The sequence below is a fragment of the Anoxybacillus sp. FSL W8-0104 genome (assembly GCF_038004465.1).
In the GTDB taxonomy this organism is placed as follows: Bacteria; Bacillota; Bacilli; order Bacillales; family Anoxybacillaceae; genus Anoxybacillus; species Anoxybacillus flavithermus_G.
In genome coordinates, this window is record NZ_JBBOQU010000001.1 from 642,224 (window position 1) to 655,371 (window position 13,148).

General features: G+C 41.9%; 13 protein-coding genes, 1 tRNA gene, 2 pseudogenes and 1 riboswitch. Of the genes and pseudogenes, 8 read left to right on the forward strand and 8 right to left on the reverse strand.

Annotated elements, in window-relative coordinates:
- Positions 1-88: 88 nt before the first annotated feature.
- The 3 genes from NST18_RS03520 to NST18_RS03530 form a co-directional block, all read right to left on the reverse strand.
- Positions 89-766 (reverse strand): DUF421 domain-containing protein, encoded by a 678-nt coding sequence (locus NST18_RS03520; RefSeq protein WP_064214214.1) that lies wholly within the window; start codon positions 764-766, stop codon positions 89-91.
- 67 nt (positions 767-833) lie between these two features.
- Positions 834-1,265, reverse strand: coding sequence for a GNAT family N-acetyltransferase (locus NST18_RS03525; RefSeq protein ID WP_340721220.1), 432 nt, complete (start codon positions 1,263-1,265; stop codon positions 834-836).
- A 4-nt stretch (positions 1,266-1,269) separates the two neighbouring features.
- Positions 1,270-1,782, reverse strand: a complete 513-nt coding sequence (locus tag NST18_RS03530; protein WP_128356787.1) for a YjcG family protein — start codon at positions 1,780-1,782, stop codon at positions 1,270-1,272.
- Between the two features lie 194 nt (positions 1,783-1,976).
- Here NST18_RS03530 and NST18_RS03535 point away from each other — a divergent pair, with 194 nt between their 5' ends.
- Entirely contained in the window at positions 1,977-2,492 is a 516-nt protein-coding gene (locus NST18_RS03535) for a phosphatidylglycerophosphatase A family protein (RefSeq protein WP_064221123.1), read from the forward strand.
- 103 nt (positions 2,493-2,595) lie between these two features.
- On the opposite strand, the gene mscL is transcribed toward NST18_RS03535, so the two are convergent.
- From mscL to NST18_RS03555, 4 genes and pseudogenes are all read right to left on the reverse strand, one after another.
- Positions 2,596-2,991 (reverse strand): large conductance mechanosensitive channel protein MscL, encoded by a 396-nt coding sequence (gene mscL / locus NST18_RS03540; protein WP_004891700.1) that lies wholly within the window; start codon positions 2,989-2,991, stop codon positions 2,596-2,598.
- A gap of 13 nt (positions 2,992-3,004) precedes the next feature.
- Positions 3,005-3,181 (reverse strand): annotated as a pseudogene (locus NST18_RS03545) (dioxygenase); the annotation flags it as partial.
- A 53-nt stretch (positions 3,182-3,234) separates the two neighbouring features.
- The gene (gene iscB / locus NST18_RS03550; protein WP_340720851.1) at positions 3,235-4,515 is read right to left on the reverse strand and encodes an RNA-guided endonuclease IscB; all 1,281 of its coding nucleotides are present in this window, start codon (positions 4,513-4,515) and stop codon (positions 3,235-3,237) included.
- A 236-nt stretch (positions 4,516-4,751) separates the two neighbouring features.
- Positions 4,752-4,964, reverse strand: a pseudogene (locus NST18_RS03555) (extradiol ring-cleavage dioxygenase); the annotation flags it as partial.
- Positions 4,965-5,173: 209 nt separating this feature from the next.
- Between NST18_RS03555 and tnpC the strand changes: the two are divergent.
- The 3 genes from tnpC to metC all read left to right on the forward strand — a co-directional run bounded on the left by tnpC (position 5,174) and on the right by metC (position 9,871).
- Entirely contained in the window at positions 5,174-6,622 is a 1,449-nt protein-coding gene (tnpC, locus tag NST18_RS03560) for an IS66 family transposase (RefSeq protein WP_340721183.1), read from the forward strand.
- A gap of 815 nt (positions 6,623-7,437) precedes the next feature.
- Positions 7,438-7,545, forward strand: a riboswitch (SAM riboswitch).
- A gap of 78 nt (positions 7,546-7,623) precedes the next feature.
- Positions 7,624-8,727 carry a methionine biosynthesis PLP-dependent protein gene (locus NST18_RS03565; RefSeq protein WP_340721222.1) on the forward strand — a complete coding sequence of 368 codons (1,104 nt, stop codon included), beginning with the start codon at positions 7,624-7,626 and terminating at the stop codon, positions 8,725-8,727.
- Between the two features lie 4 nt (positions 8,728-8,731).
- Positions 8,732-9,871 (forward strand): cystathionine beta-lyase, encoded by a 1,140-nt coding sequence (metC, locus tag NST18_RS03570; protein ID WP_340721223.1) that lies wholly within the window; start codon positions 8,732-8,734, stop codon positions 9,869-9,871.
- 20 nt (positions 9,872-9,891) lie between these two features.
- On the opposite strand, the gene NST18_RS03575 is transcribed toward metC, so the two are convergent.
- Positions 9,892-10,428 carry an HD domain-containing protein gene (locus NST18_RS03575; RefSeq protein WP_004891686.1) on the reverse strand — a complete coding sequence of 179 codons (537 nt, stop codon included), beginning with the start codon at positions 10,426-10,428 and terminating at the stop codon, positions 9,892-9,894.
- Positions 10,429-10,621: 193 nt separating this feature from the next.
- Between NST18_RS03575 and NST18_RS03580 the strand changes: the two genes are divergently transcribed.
- From NST18_RS03580 to NST18_RS03595, 4 genes are all read left to right on the forward strand, one after another.
- Positions 10,622-10,694, forward strand: a tRNA-Val gene (locus NST18_RS03580).
- A gap of 117 nt (positions 10,695-10,811) precedes the next feature.
- Complete coding sequence (locus NST18_RS03585) at positions 10,812-11,729, forward strand: tyrosine-type recombinase/integrase (RefSeq protein WP_340721224.1); 918 nt, start codon at positions 10,812-10,814, stop codon at positions 11,727-11,729.
- Between the two features lie 14 nt (positions 11,730-11,743).
- On the forward strand, positions 11,744-11,905 hold the full coding sequence (locus tag NST18_RS03590; protein WP_340721225.1) for a hypothetical protein: 162 nt from the start codon (positions 11,744-11,746) through the stop codon (positions 11,903-11,905).
- 161 nt (positions 11,906-12,066) lie between these two features.
- A complete protein-coding gene (locus NST18_RS03595; RefSeq protein WP_340721226.1) occupies positions 12,067-12,858 on the forward strand; it encodes a hypothetical protein in 792 nt (263 codons plus the stop codon).
- The last annotated feature ends 290 nt before the right edge of the window (positions 12,859-13,148 follow it).

The window sequence follows — 13,148 nt, forward strand, 5'->3', positions numbered from 1 at the left end:
GCAACAAGCGTACAACGCACAACGAATGAAAAAAAGAAAACCCCCCTGAAAAGAAAAAACGACCTCAAGATCGTTCTTTAAAAAAGCGTTAGTATGATTGTACGTGCATGCCTTTGCCGTCTTGCCATTCGGCGTATAAAATGTCGCTATAGTTTTCAAAGCCCGCATGGCGCATATGTTTTTTCAGCCATTGTTCGTCCCAGCCGTTTTCACGTAAATTGTCCCAAATGACTTCCCCGTCGATAATGACCGTCACAGGCAATACCGCTTCAGATGCAGATATGTTATGGTCTTGGCGCGTCGGTTGTTCGTATGGGGCTTTTTTCATGACGCTTACGGTTCCGTCTGTTTCTAAAATGGCGTATTCGACTTCGCGAATGGAAAAGACGTTGCGAGAGCGAAGTAAATGTTGCAGTTGGTTTAAATCAAGCTTCGTTTTTTTCAATGCGTCATATAAAATTTTTCCTTTTGAAATGACGATCACCGGTTTTCCTTCTAGCAGTTCCCTCAGCTCTTTTTTCTTTTGCGTAATCATTTCAGTTGCGTAAATTAAAAGTCCCCAAAGAGCGATTGCGAACAATACTTGCGCAAGTCCGACATTTACATCGTATAGTCCATTTCCGACAAGCTCTCCGAGAACGAGGGCGGAAATGAAGTCAAATGGTGTAATTTGCGTAATTTGTGTCCGTCCGAGTATTTTCGCCATAATAAACAAGGTGATATAACCGACAATGAGTTCGACCGCAATTTGTCCAAATTCGTTCATCACGATATCCTTTCTTCTGTCGCTTTTTTTTGTTAGTATGCCAAGGGAAAAAGAAAACATGCGACCGTTATGATCGCATGTTGATTGCTTTGACCATTGTCACATGTGGAATGCCAGCGTCAAGGAAGACGCCTGATACGGTTTCATAGCCGAGTTGTTTGTAAAACGGTTCGGCGCGTGTTTGGGCGTTTAATTTTACTTTTGTGACATGTTGTTTTGCGTATTGTTCGATTGCTTTCATGATGCGCTTGCCAAGGCCGCGTCCGCGATAAGCAGAGAGGACGCAAATGCGTTCAATTTTACCGACGTCGTCAATCGTTCGGAAGCGTCCTGCCGCAATCGGTTTGTCATCGTCGTATAGTACGAAATGAATGGACGTTTGTTCAAATGCGTCAATTTCTTCCTCTTCCGATACCCCTTGTTCGTCAATAAAGACGGCGCGGCGAACGAAAAGGGCGTCGCGCCAAAGCGCTTCATCTTGTCCGTATTTGACGTACATATGATTATTCCTTTCCGAGATGAAATGTTTCGTATGTCGACCAGGATCCGTTGTCAAGCTGATATAACAGATGGAAGCGGTCGACTTGTTCTTCAAAATGGACGGACTGCATGTTAAAGCGTCCGAATACGTCGGAATATTCGTCGTTTGATAAATCGCATGCGATCGTAATGTGCGGTACGAACGCATAGTCCGTTTGTTCGATAAACGGTGGACGATGTAATTTTTCATGTAGTTTGATGAGCGGCTCTGTTTTTTCCACTTTTAAATAAATGACATTGTTGACTGGATAAAACGAACTAAATTTCGTGACGCGCAACGTGAATGGCTCTGTTTCGCGCGCGACGTTGCGAAGTTGTTGAACGAGCTCATTGAGCTTGTCCTCTTCCACCTCAAACGCATACTTTAACGTGATATGCGGTGGGATTAAGGCGTAGTGAGGGTCGTACCGTTTACGATACGAATTTGCAAAATCTTGAATTTTTTTTGATGGAAAAATCGCGATGCCACATTTCATGCGATTTCCTCCTTTCGTCATTATATTTATATATTATAACAAATTTTCGGAAAATACTGTTCCATTTCAATAACTTTTTTTAACTCTTGCATGTTCTCCCATCCTTTTACGACGTTGTTCTTTTTTATCGTACTACATTTCGGCATTTTTTGTCGTTGCGTGATATAATGGGAGAACGAGAGGGGGAATAAAACATGAAGCGTATATCAAGTAAAGAAGTGTATGAAAAAACGTTGCAGTTATTAACAGAACGTGGGGTAACGATTCCAGCCATTGCTGAGATTGTATATGAAATGCAAAGTCCTTACAACAAAGAGCTAACGATGGCAGAATGTATCGAAAGCGTCGAAAAAGTGCTACAAAAACGCGAGGTGCAACATGCGATTTTAGTTGGCATCGAGCTTGATAAACTCGCAGAGCAAGGCATGCTGTCCGAACCGCTTCAGACGATTGTTGAAACGGACGAAGGACTGTTTGGCGTCGATGAAACGTTGGCGCTCGGCGCAGTGCTCGGATACGGAAGCATCGCGGTGACAACGTTTGGTCATCTCGATAAAAATAAAGTCGGGATCATTAAGCAGCTTGATACGAAACGTGGCAAAGGCGTGCATACGTTTTTAGACGATTTAGTCGCAAGCGTTGCCGCAAGCGCCTCTGGTCGCCTTGCGCACAACTTGCGCGACGAGGAAGAAGCTGCGTTGAATGCGTAAAAAAAGCCGTAAATCCGCATGGGTTTACGGTTTTTTTTACGGAGAAAATGTGAAATATAAACGGCTTGCTTATTATGCGAATGAAGCCCCCAAACTTTGAGGGCTACGGTGTTTCTTTTTGCTGTTTTAACAAATCGCGAATTTCTGTGAGTAGTTGTTGTTCTTTTGTCATCGTTGGTGCGGTTTGTTTCGTTTCTTCTTGTTTTTTGATTCGCTCATGCAAGTTGTTTAAAAGTTTGACAAATAGAAAAATCGAAAAGGCGATAACTAAAAAGTCAACGACGGTTTGAAGAAACGCCCCGTATTTCACTTCCGCTTCGCCGACTTTCCAAGATAACTCGCTAAAATCAATGCCGCCTAAAATGAGACCAACAAGCGGCATAATGATGTCGTTGACAAGAGAAGAAACGATTTTCCCGAACGCCCCGCCGATAATGACCCCGACAGCTAAGTCGATGACGTTGCCACGTACTGCGAATTTTTTAAATTCCTGCCACATCCGAACCCCTCCTTTAAAACGATACAGCCATTAAACTTAAGCTTCCGTACTCGTATGCTCGAAATAAGACGCGTGGAGCTTCTTTGCGGTCGCCTGCTCCGTAGGCGATCCAGTACGGTGCTAAATGTTCTGGTGTTGGGACAGCTTGTTTCGCATAAGGGGCTTTTTCTTCATAGTGAAACACATCTTCACGAAACTTACGCAAGGAAGCCCCTGCCTTTAGGCACGGCGAGGAATTGCACCTTACGCAAGTTCCGCCACCCCCTTTCCATAAGCATATCCGTCAAATCGCTGAATGACTTGGACATATCTATAATTTATTCCTTGTGCGATACGCTTTCCGTCCTTGCCTTTAATATCGAAACTTCCAGTCTTTCTACATGCGACTTCGCCAAACCAAACGCCTTGATATTTCCCTCTTGGGACAACAGCCTTAACCATGTCCCCTGTTTGAAAACCAAAGAAGAATTTTTGTCTTGCAAGATAACCTCTTGGGAAGCCATATCTATCTAGGTTTGTACGAGAGCGACTACCACGCCCTTTTGCCTTGATAAATAACACTTCTTTTGTTTTGAAATATAAGTGATTTGGTGTGCTTTCTCCCACGCAACAAGCGTCAAAATAGTGTGTTTTCGGCAAGTCTAAACGAATACGATTCATTTTCGTTCGTGCACCTGTTCCACACTCGACATCTAATCCTGTCTGCTTTAACACTTCATACGCTTTCCATCTTGTCGAGTTGATAGCACTTGCATCCTTTAATGATTCTTTGACTTGCTTTTGAATGTGCGGATACCCGAATTCTTCTGCTGTCTTACTTCCTTTGCGCTGATTACAGTCATGACAGGCAAGACATAGGTTATCCACTCGGTCTGTTCCACCTCTCGATTTTGGAATGATATGCTCCACTTCAAGTGGAACATTTTCTTTTCCGCAATAACAACACTTCCGCCCAAACTTTTCAAGCAAATACTCCCGTACTTCATATCCTTGTAGCGTGCCTTGTTGATACTCTACACCATTGATTTCAGGATTTCGCATGAGTTGCGTGTCGAATTTGGCATTTTCGTATGATATATGTCCAATGGGGCATAACTTTTTTAGACGGCTAACCCATGTTTGGATATTTTGCACACGACTCTCTAGTGATGGAGGCAACCATCCCTCCTTTCGCTTGCGGTTCAGAAAGCGTGGTTTTCTGTATCTTGTTTTTCGATTTCGTCTTGCTCGACGAAAAGCACGCCTTTTATCTATTCTTTCCTTGATGTCTGTGCGATGGTCAAGTTGCCCTAACCATACCACTTCTTGTCCTCGCAAAATCGCTAATCCTGTATGCCTGCTTCCATAGTCGATTTTTAGCCGATATGTTGCTTTAATTTCTGATTCGTCTACTGATTTTTTCAAGATGATGGTAAATGGAAATCGCCTGTAAATCGCCGCCTTCCCTTGTTTCAACAGCTTTCTTGCAACTGCTTCGTGACAAGGAGCAAGCGGACGTTTGTTTGTGTCTAACACAAAAACCATAGGGTTCTCCCCTTTCCTCTGCATAAAGCAGGTCATATTCTCCTCGACCATGTTATAGATGCTTGTTATGTGCAAGACACTAGCGCTACCCACCACGCTTGTTTAACCTTGCACGACAGAGGAACGGGCTGGAGAAGCACCCGAACGTGTCATGACATCTATAACGTAGGCTCTGTTTCAAGCCTTGGTCTGGTCAACATGGGGCTTACAAGCCCATGACCTTAGTCATTGGGTTGTTGACGTGGGAAGCCGGAAAAGTCATAAATCATCTCATACGTTCCGTCAATCGACGAAACGGTCGGTTGACGCGTCGTCCAATGTGCAGTGAAGACGACGATAGCTTTTGGATGCATCTGTTTTCCGAGCGTTGTTAAAAACGATGCATATGAGCTATCTTCAATCGCTAACATCGGTGATCCATGCGCAAGAAATAAAGCAGGTGCTTTCATTATCTCACTCCTTTTTTTAATGTACCATATATATTTCTGATTTGTCGATTTTTGCATCCGAGGCACATGGTCGGGCAGTTGTGCATAACATGACGATGAATGTGATTAATCATGAAAAGTAACTATTCAGCCACATCATAAAGTGAGCTGAATATTTTCTTCTTTCCTTGTCTATGATGTGAATATTGATAGACAAGGAGGTGAATCGCATGTTGACGGTACAACAAGCTGTATTTACAGTTGAAAGCTTAATCAGCAAAGTTCAACAACAAAAACAGCTCATTCATCAACTCGTTCAAGAAAATGAACATTTGCGTCACGAAATCAAACAGCTGCGCAAAGAAAATGAACAACTGAAGTATCGCGTTCAAGAGCTGGAAGCACGCACGAAAAAAAACAGCTCCAATAGCCATTTGCCCCCATCTTCTGACCGTTTTGCCAACACACGTTCTTCTCGTCAACCATCTGGCAACAAGCCAGGCGGACAAGAAGGACATCAAGGAACGACGCTCCGTCAAGTGGAACATCCACATCATCGTGTCGTCCACCGTGTGCATACGTGTCAAGGATGTGGGGTTTCTTTGCGTGACGTCAAACCGTTCAAAGTCGATATCCGTCAAGTGTTTGATGTCCCTCCTGTGGCGATCGAGGTGACACAACATGAACGTGAAGTGAAATCGTGTCCGCATTGTCGATGCGTGCAACAAGCCGAATTCCCATCCCATGTCACGAATCATGTGCAATACGGTCCACGCCTTACTGCGCTCGTTGTTTATTTACATCATATCCAATTGATCCCGTACAAGCGTTTAAGTGATACAATCGAAGCGTTATATCAACACTCGATTAGTACAGGAACCCTTGCCAATATGGTGAAACGAGGACGCGAAGCGCTGGAATCAAATATGGACATCATCGAAGACGCCTTACTTGAATCCAACATCCTGCATGTCGATGAAACGAGTTTGCGCATCAATGGGAAACTCGCATGGGTGCATGTCGCGTGTACATCGAGATATACATACTTGGCTTCTCACGCTTCTCGTGGAAAGAAAGCAACGGATGAGATCGGGATTCTTCCACAATACAAAGGGACGATGATGCACGATGGGTTCGGTACGTATCCGAAATACACACATGCCACCCATGCCCTTTGTCATGCCCACCATTTGCGTGAGTTAAAAGGATTCATCGAACAAGGGCATACGTGGGCGATGCGCATGACCACGTTTCTGTTAGCCGCCAAGCAAGCCGTCGAAGCCCATCACGGTGCACTTTCCGAAGAAGAAGCGAGACGGTGGGAACGAGTGTATGATCGCATCCTAGAAAGAGCACAACATCGATTGGAAACGATGACACCTCTTCCGAAAAAAGCACTCGCTTTTGTTCGACGGCTTCAGAAACGAAAGGAAGAAGCGTTGCGTTTCTTACGTGAAGTACATGTTCCCTTTGACAACAACCAAGCCGAACGCGATCTTCGCATGGTTAAAGTCAAAGAGAACATTTCGGGTACGTTTCGCGAAGAAACATTCGCGCAGTCGTTTTGCATCGCAAGAAGCATCGTTTCCACACTGACGAAACACGAAAAAAACGTGTGGGATTCGTTATGTCTTCTGTTGACGGGTGACACGCTCGATCGTGTTCTTTCTACCACTTAGGGCATTTTCTATTACGGGGATGTCCTATTTGTGTTGCGCTTCTTTACATACTACTATCGGGATGAATAGTTACCATGAAAAAGAGGTGAGAACATGTATTATTACATTATCTCTTTTTATGATTTTGTTCTATTAGTAATTGGATAATGTGTTCGTTTTGTTTAATTTGTATATCGCTATTTTTTTTTAGCTGGTAAGCACATTTCAAAAGAAAAAATAGTGAAAATGCAAAAATAATAATGGCTACAAGTGAAAAGTATCCCATTGCTCTCCGTCCTTAGTAATTAGTTACTTTGTCATAATTCATGCTTTCCGATAAAATAAAGGGCTCAACGATAAAGGTTATTTCTTTCCCAAATTCATTGACGATACTCATCTCGTGTTTTTCTTGATTAGACAAATCGAACTGAACGACAATCTCTTTTTCGTTTTCTGTTTCTTCTGTAATAATTATAATTTAAGATATATTTTACATGATTTATAGTCAAAAATTCTATATAATTCACATTATTGTAAAAAATAAGGTTTGTCATATTCCTATATAAGGAGGTATGCGTTCCGTTATATCAGATAAGACTTATTTGTTGTTTTTTATATAAAAAAGGGGTTCATCATCACAACATGTGCTTGACAAGCGATATGCTCTCCTAGACAAGGATTTGCAAAAATCATTGACTCACTGATTTTTCCTTACAAGCGCGAGGGGGGCATGTTGCGAAAAAATCAAGCACAACTTTTAGTGAAGAAAACAGTTGCAATTTTGTTGTAAATGATGTACATTAATTAAAAATCAGAAAATTCGATATTGTTTTGCGTTCTTATCGAGAGAAGCGGAGGGACTGGCCCGATGAAGCTTCAGCAACCAGCCGGAAACGGTCAGGTGCTAAATCCAGCGAATTGGCGTTCAATTCGGAAGATAAGAAGAAGCGATTGTCTACGGACAAAAAAAGCCTTCTTCTTTGAAGGCTTTTATTTTTTTAGATTAGAAAGGGAGAGAGCGAATGAGTCATATCGAAACACGGTTAGCGCAAATTGGCAATCGAAGCGAGACAGCGACAGGGACGGTCAATCCGCCAGTATATTTTTCAACGGCGTATCGTCATGAAGGAATCGGACAATCGACAGGGTACGATTACATTCGAACCGGCAACCCAACAAGGCATATTGTCGAAGAAGCGATCGCGCAGCTAGAAGAAGGGGATCAAGGGTTTGCATGTAGCTCAGGCATGGCAGCGATTCAAACGGTGTTTGCGCTGTTTGAAAGCGGCGACCATTTTCTCGTTTCCGCCGACTTATATGGCGGAACGTATCGGCTATTTGAAAAAGGGTGGAAGAAATACGGTTTGTCGTTTACATACGTCGATTTTCGCGATCTCGATGCGGTAAAGGCGCATGTGACTGAAAAAACGAAAGCGATTTTTTTAGAAACGCCGACAAATCCACTTATGCAAGAGGCGGATATTGAAGCGGTGGCAACGTTCGCGAAGCAATATGGGCTTCTTCTTATCGTCGATAATACGTTTTATACCCCTGTGTTACAAAAGCCATTAACGAAAGGAGCTGATATCGTCATTCATAGCGCGACAAAATATTTAGGCGGACATAACGATGTGCTAGCCGGGCTCATTGTCGCCAAAGGAAAAGAGCTGTGCGAGCAACTCGCGATGTATCATAACGCGATCGGGGCGGTGTTATCACCGTTTGATTCATGGCTGTTAATTCGCGGCATGAAGACGCTTGCGCTGCGCATGCGCCAGCACGAACAAAACGCAAAGGCGATATATAAATTTTTAGTCGAACATGAAGATGTGACGGACGTATTGTATCCGGGGAGAGGCGGCATGTTGTCGTTTCGCGTGCGCGATGAAAAATGGGTGAATACCTTTTTACAAAGTTTAAAACTGATTACGTTTGCGGAAAGTTTAGGCGGTGTCGAAAGTTTTATTACGTATCCCGCAACGCAAACGCATATGGATATTCCAGAGGATATTCGCATCGCAAACGGGGTGTGTAATCGTTTGTTACGTTTTTCGGTCGGCATTGAACATGCGGACGATTTAATTGCCGATTTAACTCAAGCGTTTCAACGCATGAAAGAGGTGTAAAAGGATGGATTTACAAACGCAACTTGTTCATAATAAATGGCGAATTGATGCGCAAACAGGGGCAGTTAGCGTCCCGATTCATCATGCATCGACGTTTCATCAGTTTGATTTTGATACGTTTGGCAAGTACGATTATAGCCGTTCTGGCAACCCGACACGCGAGGCGCTTGAGGAAACGATTGCGGAACTGGAGGGGGGCGTCAGCGGTTTTGCGTTCGCATCGGGCATGGCTGCCATTTCAACAGCATTTTTATTGTTGTCAAAAGGAGATCACGTATTAATTACCGATGATGTGTATGGTGGAACGTATCGCATCATCACGGACGTATTGAGCCGATTTGGCATCGAACATACGTTTGTCGATATGACTGATTTAGATGCGGTAGCGCGTCACATTCGCCCGAACACGAAAGTCATTTATATGGAAACGCCATCGAATCCGCTTTTGAAAATTACGGATATTCGTGGGGTTGTGAAGCTTGCGAAAGCGCACGGTTGTTTGACGTTTTTAGATAATACGTTTGCGACCTCTTTGTTGCAGCGTCCGCTTGATCTCGGCGTCGATGTCGTTTTGCATAGCGCGACGAAATTTTTAGCTGGCCATAGCGACGTTGTAGCCGGGCTGGCGGTTGTAAAAGACGAGCGTCTCGCAAAACAGCTGCGCAAACTGCAATATTCGTTCGGGGCGGTGCTTGGCGTGCAAGATGCGTGGCTCGTGTTGCGCGGGTTAAAAACGCTTCACGTTCGGTTAGATTATGCTTCACGTTCGGCGTTGCAGCTGGCGCAGTTTCTCCATCATCATCCGAAAGTTGCGCACGTATATTATCCTGGGCTTTCTTTTCATGAAGGACACGATATTCATCGCGATCAAGCGCGCGGATTTGGTGCGGTGCTGTCGTTTGAATTGGAGGACGAACAAGCGGTGCGGACGTTTGTGAAACATGCGCGCATCCCTGTGTTTGCGGTCAGTTTAGGAGCGGTCGAGTCGATTTTATCGTATCCAGCGAAAATGTCGCACGCAGCGATGCCGAAAGCGGAGCGCCATCGCCGCGGCATTACGGACGGCTTGTTGCGCTTAAGTGTTGGATTAGAGGCGACCGATGATTTGCTTGCTGATGTGGAACAGGCGTTATCATATGTATAGGCTAGGTATAACACCTAGCCTTAGCTAATTTGGTCGAGAGCGTTACGTTGTAGTTGTTGTTCGACCATGCGATCGAGCTGTTGAATTTTTTTCAAAGCGAGTTCGTCATCGATTTGGCGATAATGATGTTTGCCACCCGGTTCTTCATCTGCTTCATCGGCGAGCTTCACGATCGTTTGGAGCGGCTTTCGTTTTAATTCTCCTTCTGGAAGATACGAATCGGTATGAAGCAAAATGGCGAGGGCAATTTCTTTCGCATGTTGAGGATGTTCACCGAGTCGAATAAGCAGTTTATGTGCTCGCTCCGCCCCTTTAATCGCATGAATGTCGTTTTGTTTATATGTTTCATAGTCCCATGTTCCATTAGAGTACCATTCATAATGCCCGATATCATGAAGCAATGCGGCTTTTGTTGCTAAATCAACATTCACTCCATATTGCAAGGCAAGGCGATACGCATGATATGCGGTCGCAATGGCGTGCGCGACGCCTGAACGTTTTAAATATTTTTGGGTGATGGGGTGAAGGAAGATGTCAGTTAATGTGACACGTCTCATAGCTCACCATCCCTTTCAAATGTTTTTCTAATTATCATATCATGTCTTTTTTAAAGAAGGCAATATCTATTTTTACAGAAAAGAAAAAACAGACGAAAGACGTCATGACGAAAAAATTTTTTAAAAAAAGTATTTGACAAACTAGGGAACGATACGTATAATGAAAAATGTGTTCGATAACACAACAACATACGATTCCGTAGCTCAGCTGGGAGAGCGCCACCTTGACAGGGTGGAGGTCGCTGGTTCGAGCCCAGTCGGAATCATCGCAATAGTTGTATCAAGGGTTCGCTCAACATTCACAACATTAAAAAATGTTGTGGTCGTAGCGAAACTTGCTACAATACGGGTAAACCACTTCACAGAAATGTGAGGTGGTTTTTTTGTTGCTTAAATTTGCGATTCAAGATTTTTTAGACGATAGGAAATTTAAGAACGTTACCCTTAAAACTATCGAAAGTTACAAAAACATTTTAAAACATTTCTTTGATTTTTGTAATGAAAATGAAATATTAAATGTTCAAGATGTCACTCCGAATACGGTCAAGAAATATTTGCTTCATTGTCAAAACAAAGGAAACAACTCCACCACTACAAATACAAAACTACAGCGAATCAGAGCATTTTTTAATTACATGGTTGAATGTGAAGTAATTGAAAAAAATCCAGCGGATAAATTCCAAAGAGCAAAGGAAGATATTAAGATTGATGTTTTTTCTGATTATCACATTAGGCAAATGTTGAATTATTACAGGAGAATAAAACAAAGAGAAAAAGCGTTCTATGCTTATCGTGATTATTCGATCATCGTTACTTTACTTGGCACAGGTTTAAGATTAAGTGAATTATGTTCTTTAAAATGGAATGATATTGACTTTGTCAATCAAACATTAACGGTTTTCGGCAAAAGTCGTAAACGTGAAACAATTCCAATCACTGAAAAGTTGGCTAAAGAATTATCATCTTACAAATTGTATTGTGAGCAATATTTCGGTGCTGAAAATTTGAGTGAGTATGTTTTTACGAATAGATCCAATAAACAACTTACACCGAACGCAGTACAGAATGTCTTTAAGCGTCTAGCAAAGATCATGAATTTTAAAGATGTACGTCTATCGTCTCATACGTTTCGACACACATTTTGTCACAGATTAGCCATGTCGGGCATGTCGGCATTTGCGATTCAGAAACTCATGCGCCATCAAAATATAAACGTTACTATGCGATATGTCGCAATGTGGGGGAACGATTTAAAGGAACAGAACGAGAAATTTAATCCTTTAAACAATTTAGATATTTAAGGAGGTAATCAAATATGAAAACAATTCAAGTGACTGAACAAGAACTTGCAACACTCAAAGCGGTGCTATGGACACAAATCCAACAAATGAAAAAAGAAAAAGCCGCAGGTGCAAATGTAGATGATTTGCTTCAACAATACGAGCAAGCGTTTGAAGCACTATCGTTTGCACAGTAACAAAAAAAGCGGGAGTGATGCGCCAACATCACTCCCAAAAAGGATAAGGCATACTCAATAAATAATGCACTAAATAAAGCATACACCATTTTTTAAAAATAAGCAAGGTGTTTGTGTATTGAGTATGCCCTAAAAACATACGGTAGGGGGGCATATTTTTTATGAAAGCGGGCATTATTGAACAATTTAAACATTTATCACAGTTTCAAAATTTAAAAGATTTTAACAATAATATAGAACAATGGATGATTGATTTAAAATCTAAATTCACCAAATCGGAATTAATCGCTTTAAAACGCCTTATTCGTTTTTCCGCAAAAGTCGCTGGCGTTTGCAACGCGAAGATCGCAACTATTGTTTCGGCTACACATGAATTAGATGGAGTTGGTATTAGTCGTTCAACTTTTAAGCGCATGGTTACAAAAGCGAAAGCATTTGGATTGCTTACTGTTTATGAAACAGAACGGAAAAACGGTTCTCAATCATCTAATCTATATGTGTTTAATCGCTATCCAGTAAAAGAAGATGTTTCTTTTTCTCAAACAATTGAACTACCTAAAGAGGAAAAATTGAACTGCCCACAAACTAGCAATCTATCTAAAACTAGCAATCAAAATAATATAAAACGTACTAAAGCATTAGATGGCTCATTCGCTTCTTCAAGAGTACCTAAAGAGTTTCGTGATCTTGTAAAGTGCTTTTGGAATGATTATAAAGTGATCGAGGAACTATGGAAGGTCATTCAGATTCAAACTTATTATCTTTCCTATTATTCGCAGCAAGATAAACTTGACCTTGCTATTGATTCTTTTAAACAACTAATACGGAACATTAGACATGGGCGTAAAGTACACAACATTTTCGGTTATTATTGGGGAATCGTAGGGGCTATTCTTGATCGTGAATACGAAAATACACTTCATGAAATGTATGAAGAATATTATGCAAGTTAGAAAAAACGGGAAGATGTCCAAGTTTAGAAAATCGCCAAATCCCTACAGCCACAAGATTTTTCGGCACTTTTAATGAAAAATATTTTTTGAAAAAATACCCTCCAGCCCTAGAGCGACAAGGGATTGAGCCTATTTTGAAATAATTTCCTGTAAAGGAAGGTAAACAGTCATTTTGTAAAAAATGTGATAATTACAGGAAAAATCGTGAAAAAAATCTCTAAAAAAAGCAATATTATGAGAGGTATAAAAATTTTTGCTATATATTACGTCAAAAAAAAATGGGAGAAATT

Excerpts from the sequence above, each read along its gene's own strand:
- NST18_RS03520 (WP_064214214.1), bottom strand. The coding sequence starts at position 766 with ATGAACGAATTTGGACAAATTGCGGTCGAACTCATTGTCGGTTATATC.
- NST18_RS03525 (WP_340721220.1), bottom strand. The coding sequence starts at position 1,265 with ATGTACGTCAAATACGGACAAGATGAAGCGCTTTGGCGCGACGCCCTT.
- NST18_RS03530 (WP_128356787.1), bottom strand. The coding sequence starts at position 1,782 with ATGAAATGTGGCATCGCGATTTTTCCATCAAAAAAAATTCAAGATTTT.
- NST18_RS03535 (WP_064221123.1), top strand. The coding sequence starts at position 1,977 with ATGAAGCGTATATCAAGTAAAGAAGTGTATGAAAAAACGTTGCAGTTA.
- mscL (WP_004891700.1), bottom strand. The coding sequence starts at position 2,991 with ATGTGGCAGGAATTTAAAAAATTCGCAGTACGTGGCAACGTCATCGAC.
- iscB (WP_340720851.1), bottom strand. The coding sequence starts at position 4,515 with ATGGTTTTTGTGTTAGACACAAACAAACGTCCGCTTGCTCCTTGTCAC.
- tnpC (WP_340721183.1), top strand. The coding sequence starts at position 5,174 with ATGTTGACGGTACAACAAGCTGTATTTACAGTTGAAAGCTTAATCAGC.
- NST18_RS03565 (WP_340721222.1), top strand. The coding sequence starts at position 7,624 with ATGAGTCATATCGAAACACGGTTAGCGCAAATTGGCAATCGAAGCGAG.
- metC (WP_340721223.1), top strand. The coding sequence starts at position 8,732 with ATGGATTTACAAACGCAACTTGTTCATAATAAATGGCGAATTGATGCG.
- NST18_RS03575 (WP_004891686.1), bottom strand. The coding sequence starts at position 10,428 with ATGAGACGTGTCACATTAACTGACATCTTCCTTCACCCCATCACCCAA.
- NST18_RS03590 (WP_340721225.1), top strand. The coding sequence starts at position 11,744 with ATGAAAACAATTCAAGTGACTGAACAAGAACTTGCAACACTCAAAGCG.
- NST18_RS03595 (WP_340721226.1), top strand. The coding sequence starts at position 12,067 with ATGAAAGCGGGCATTATTGAACAATTTAAACATTTATCACAGTTTCAA.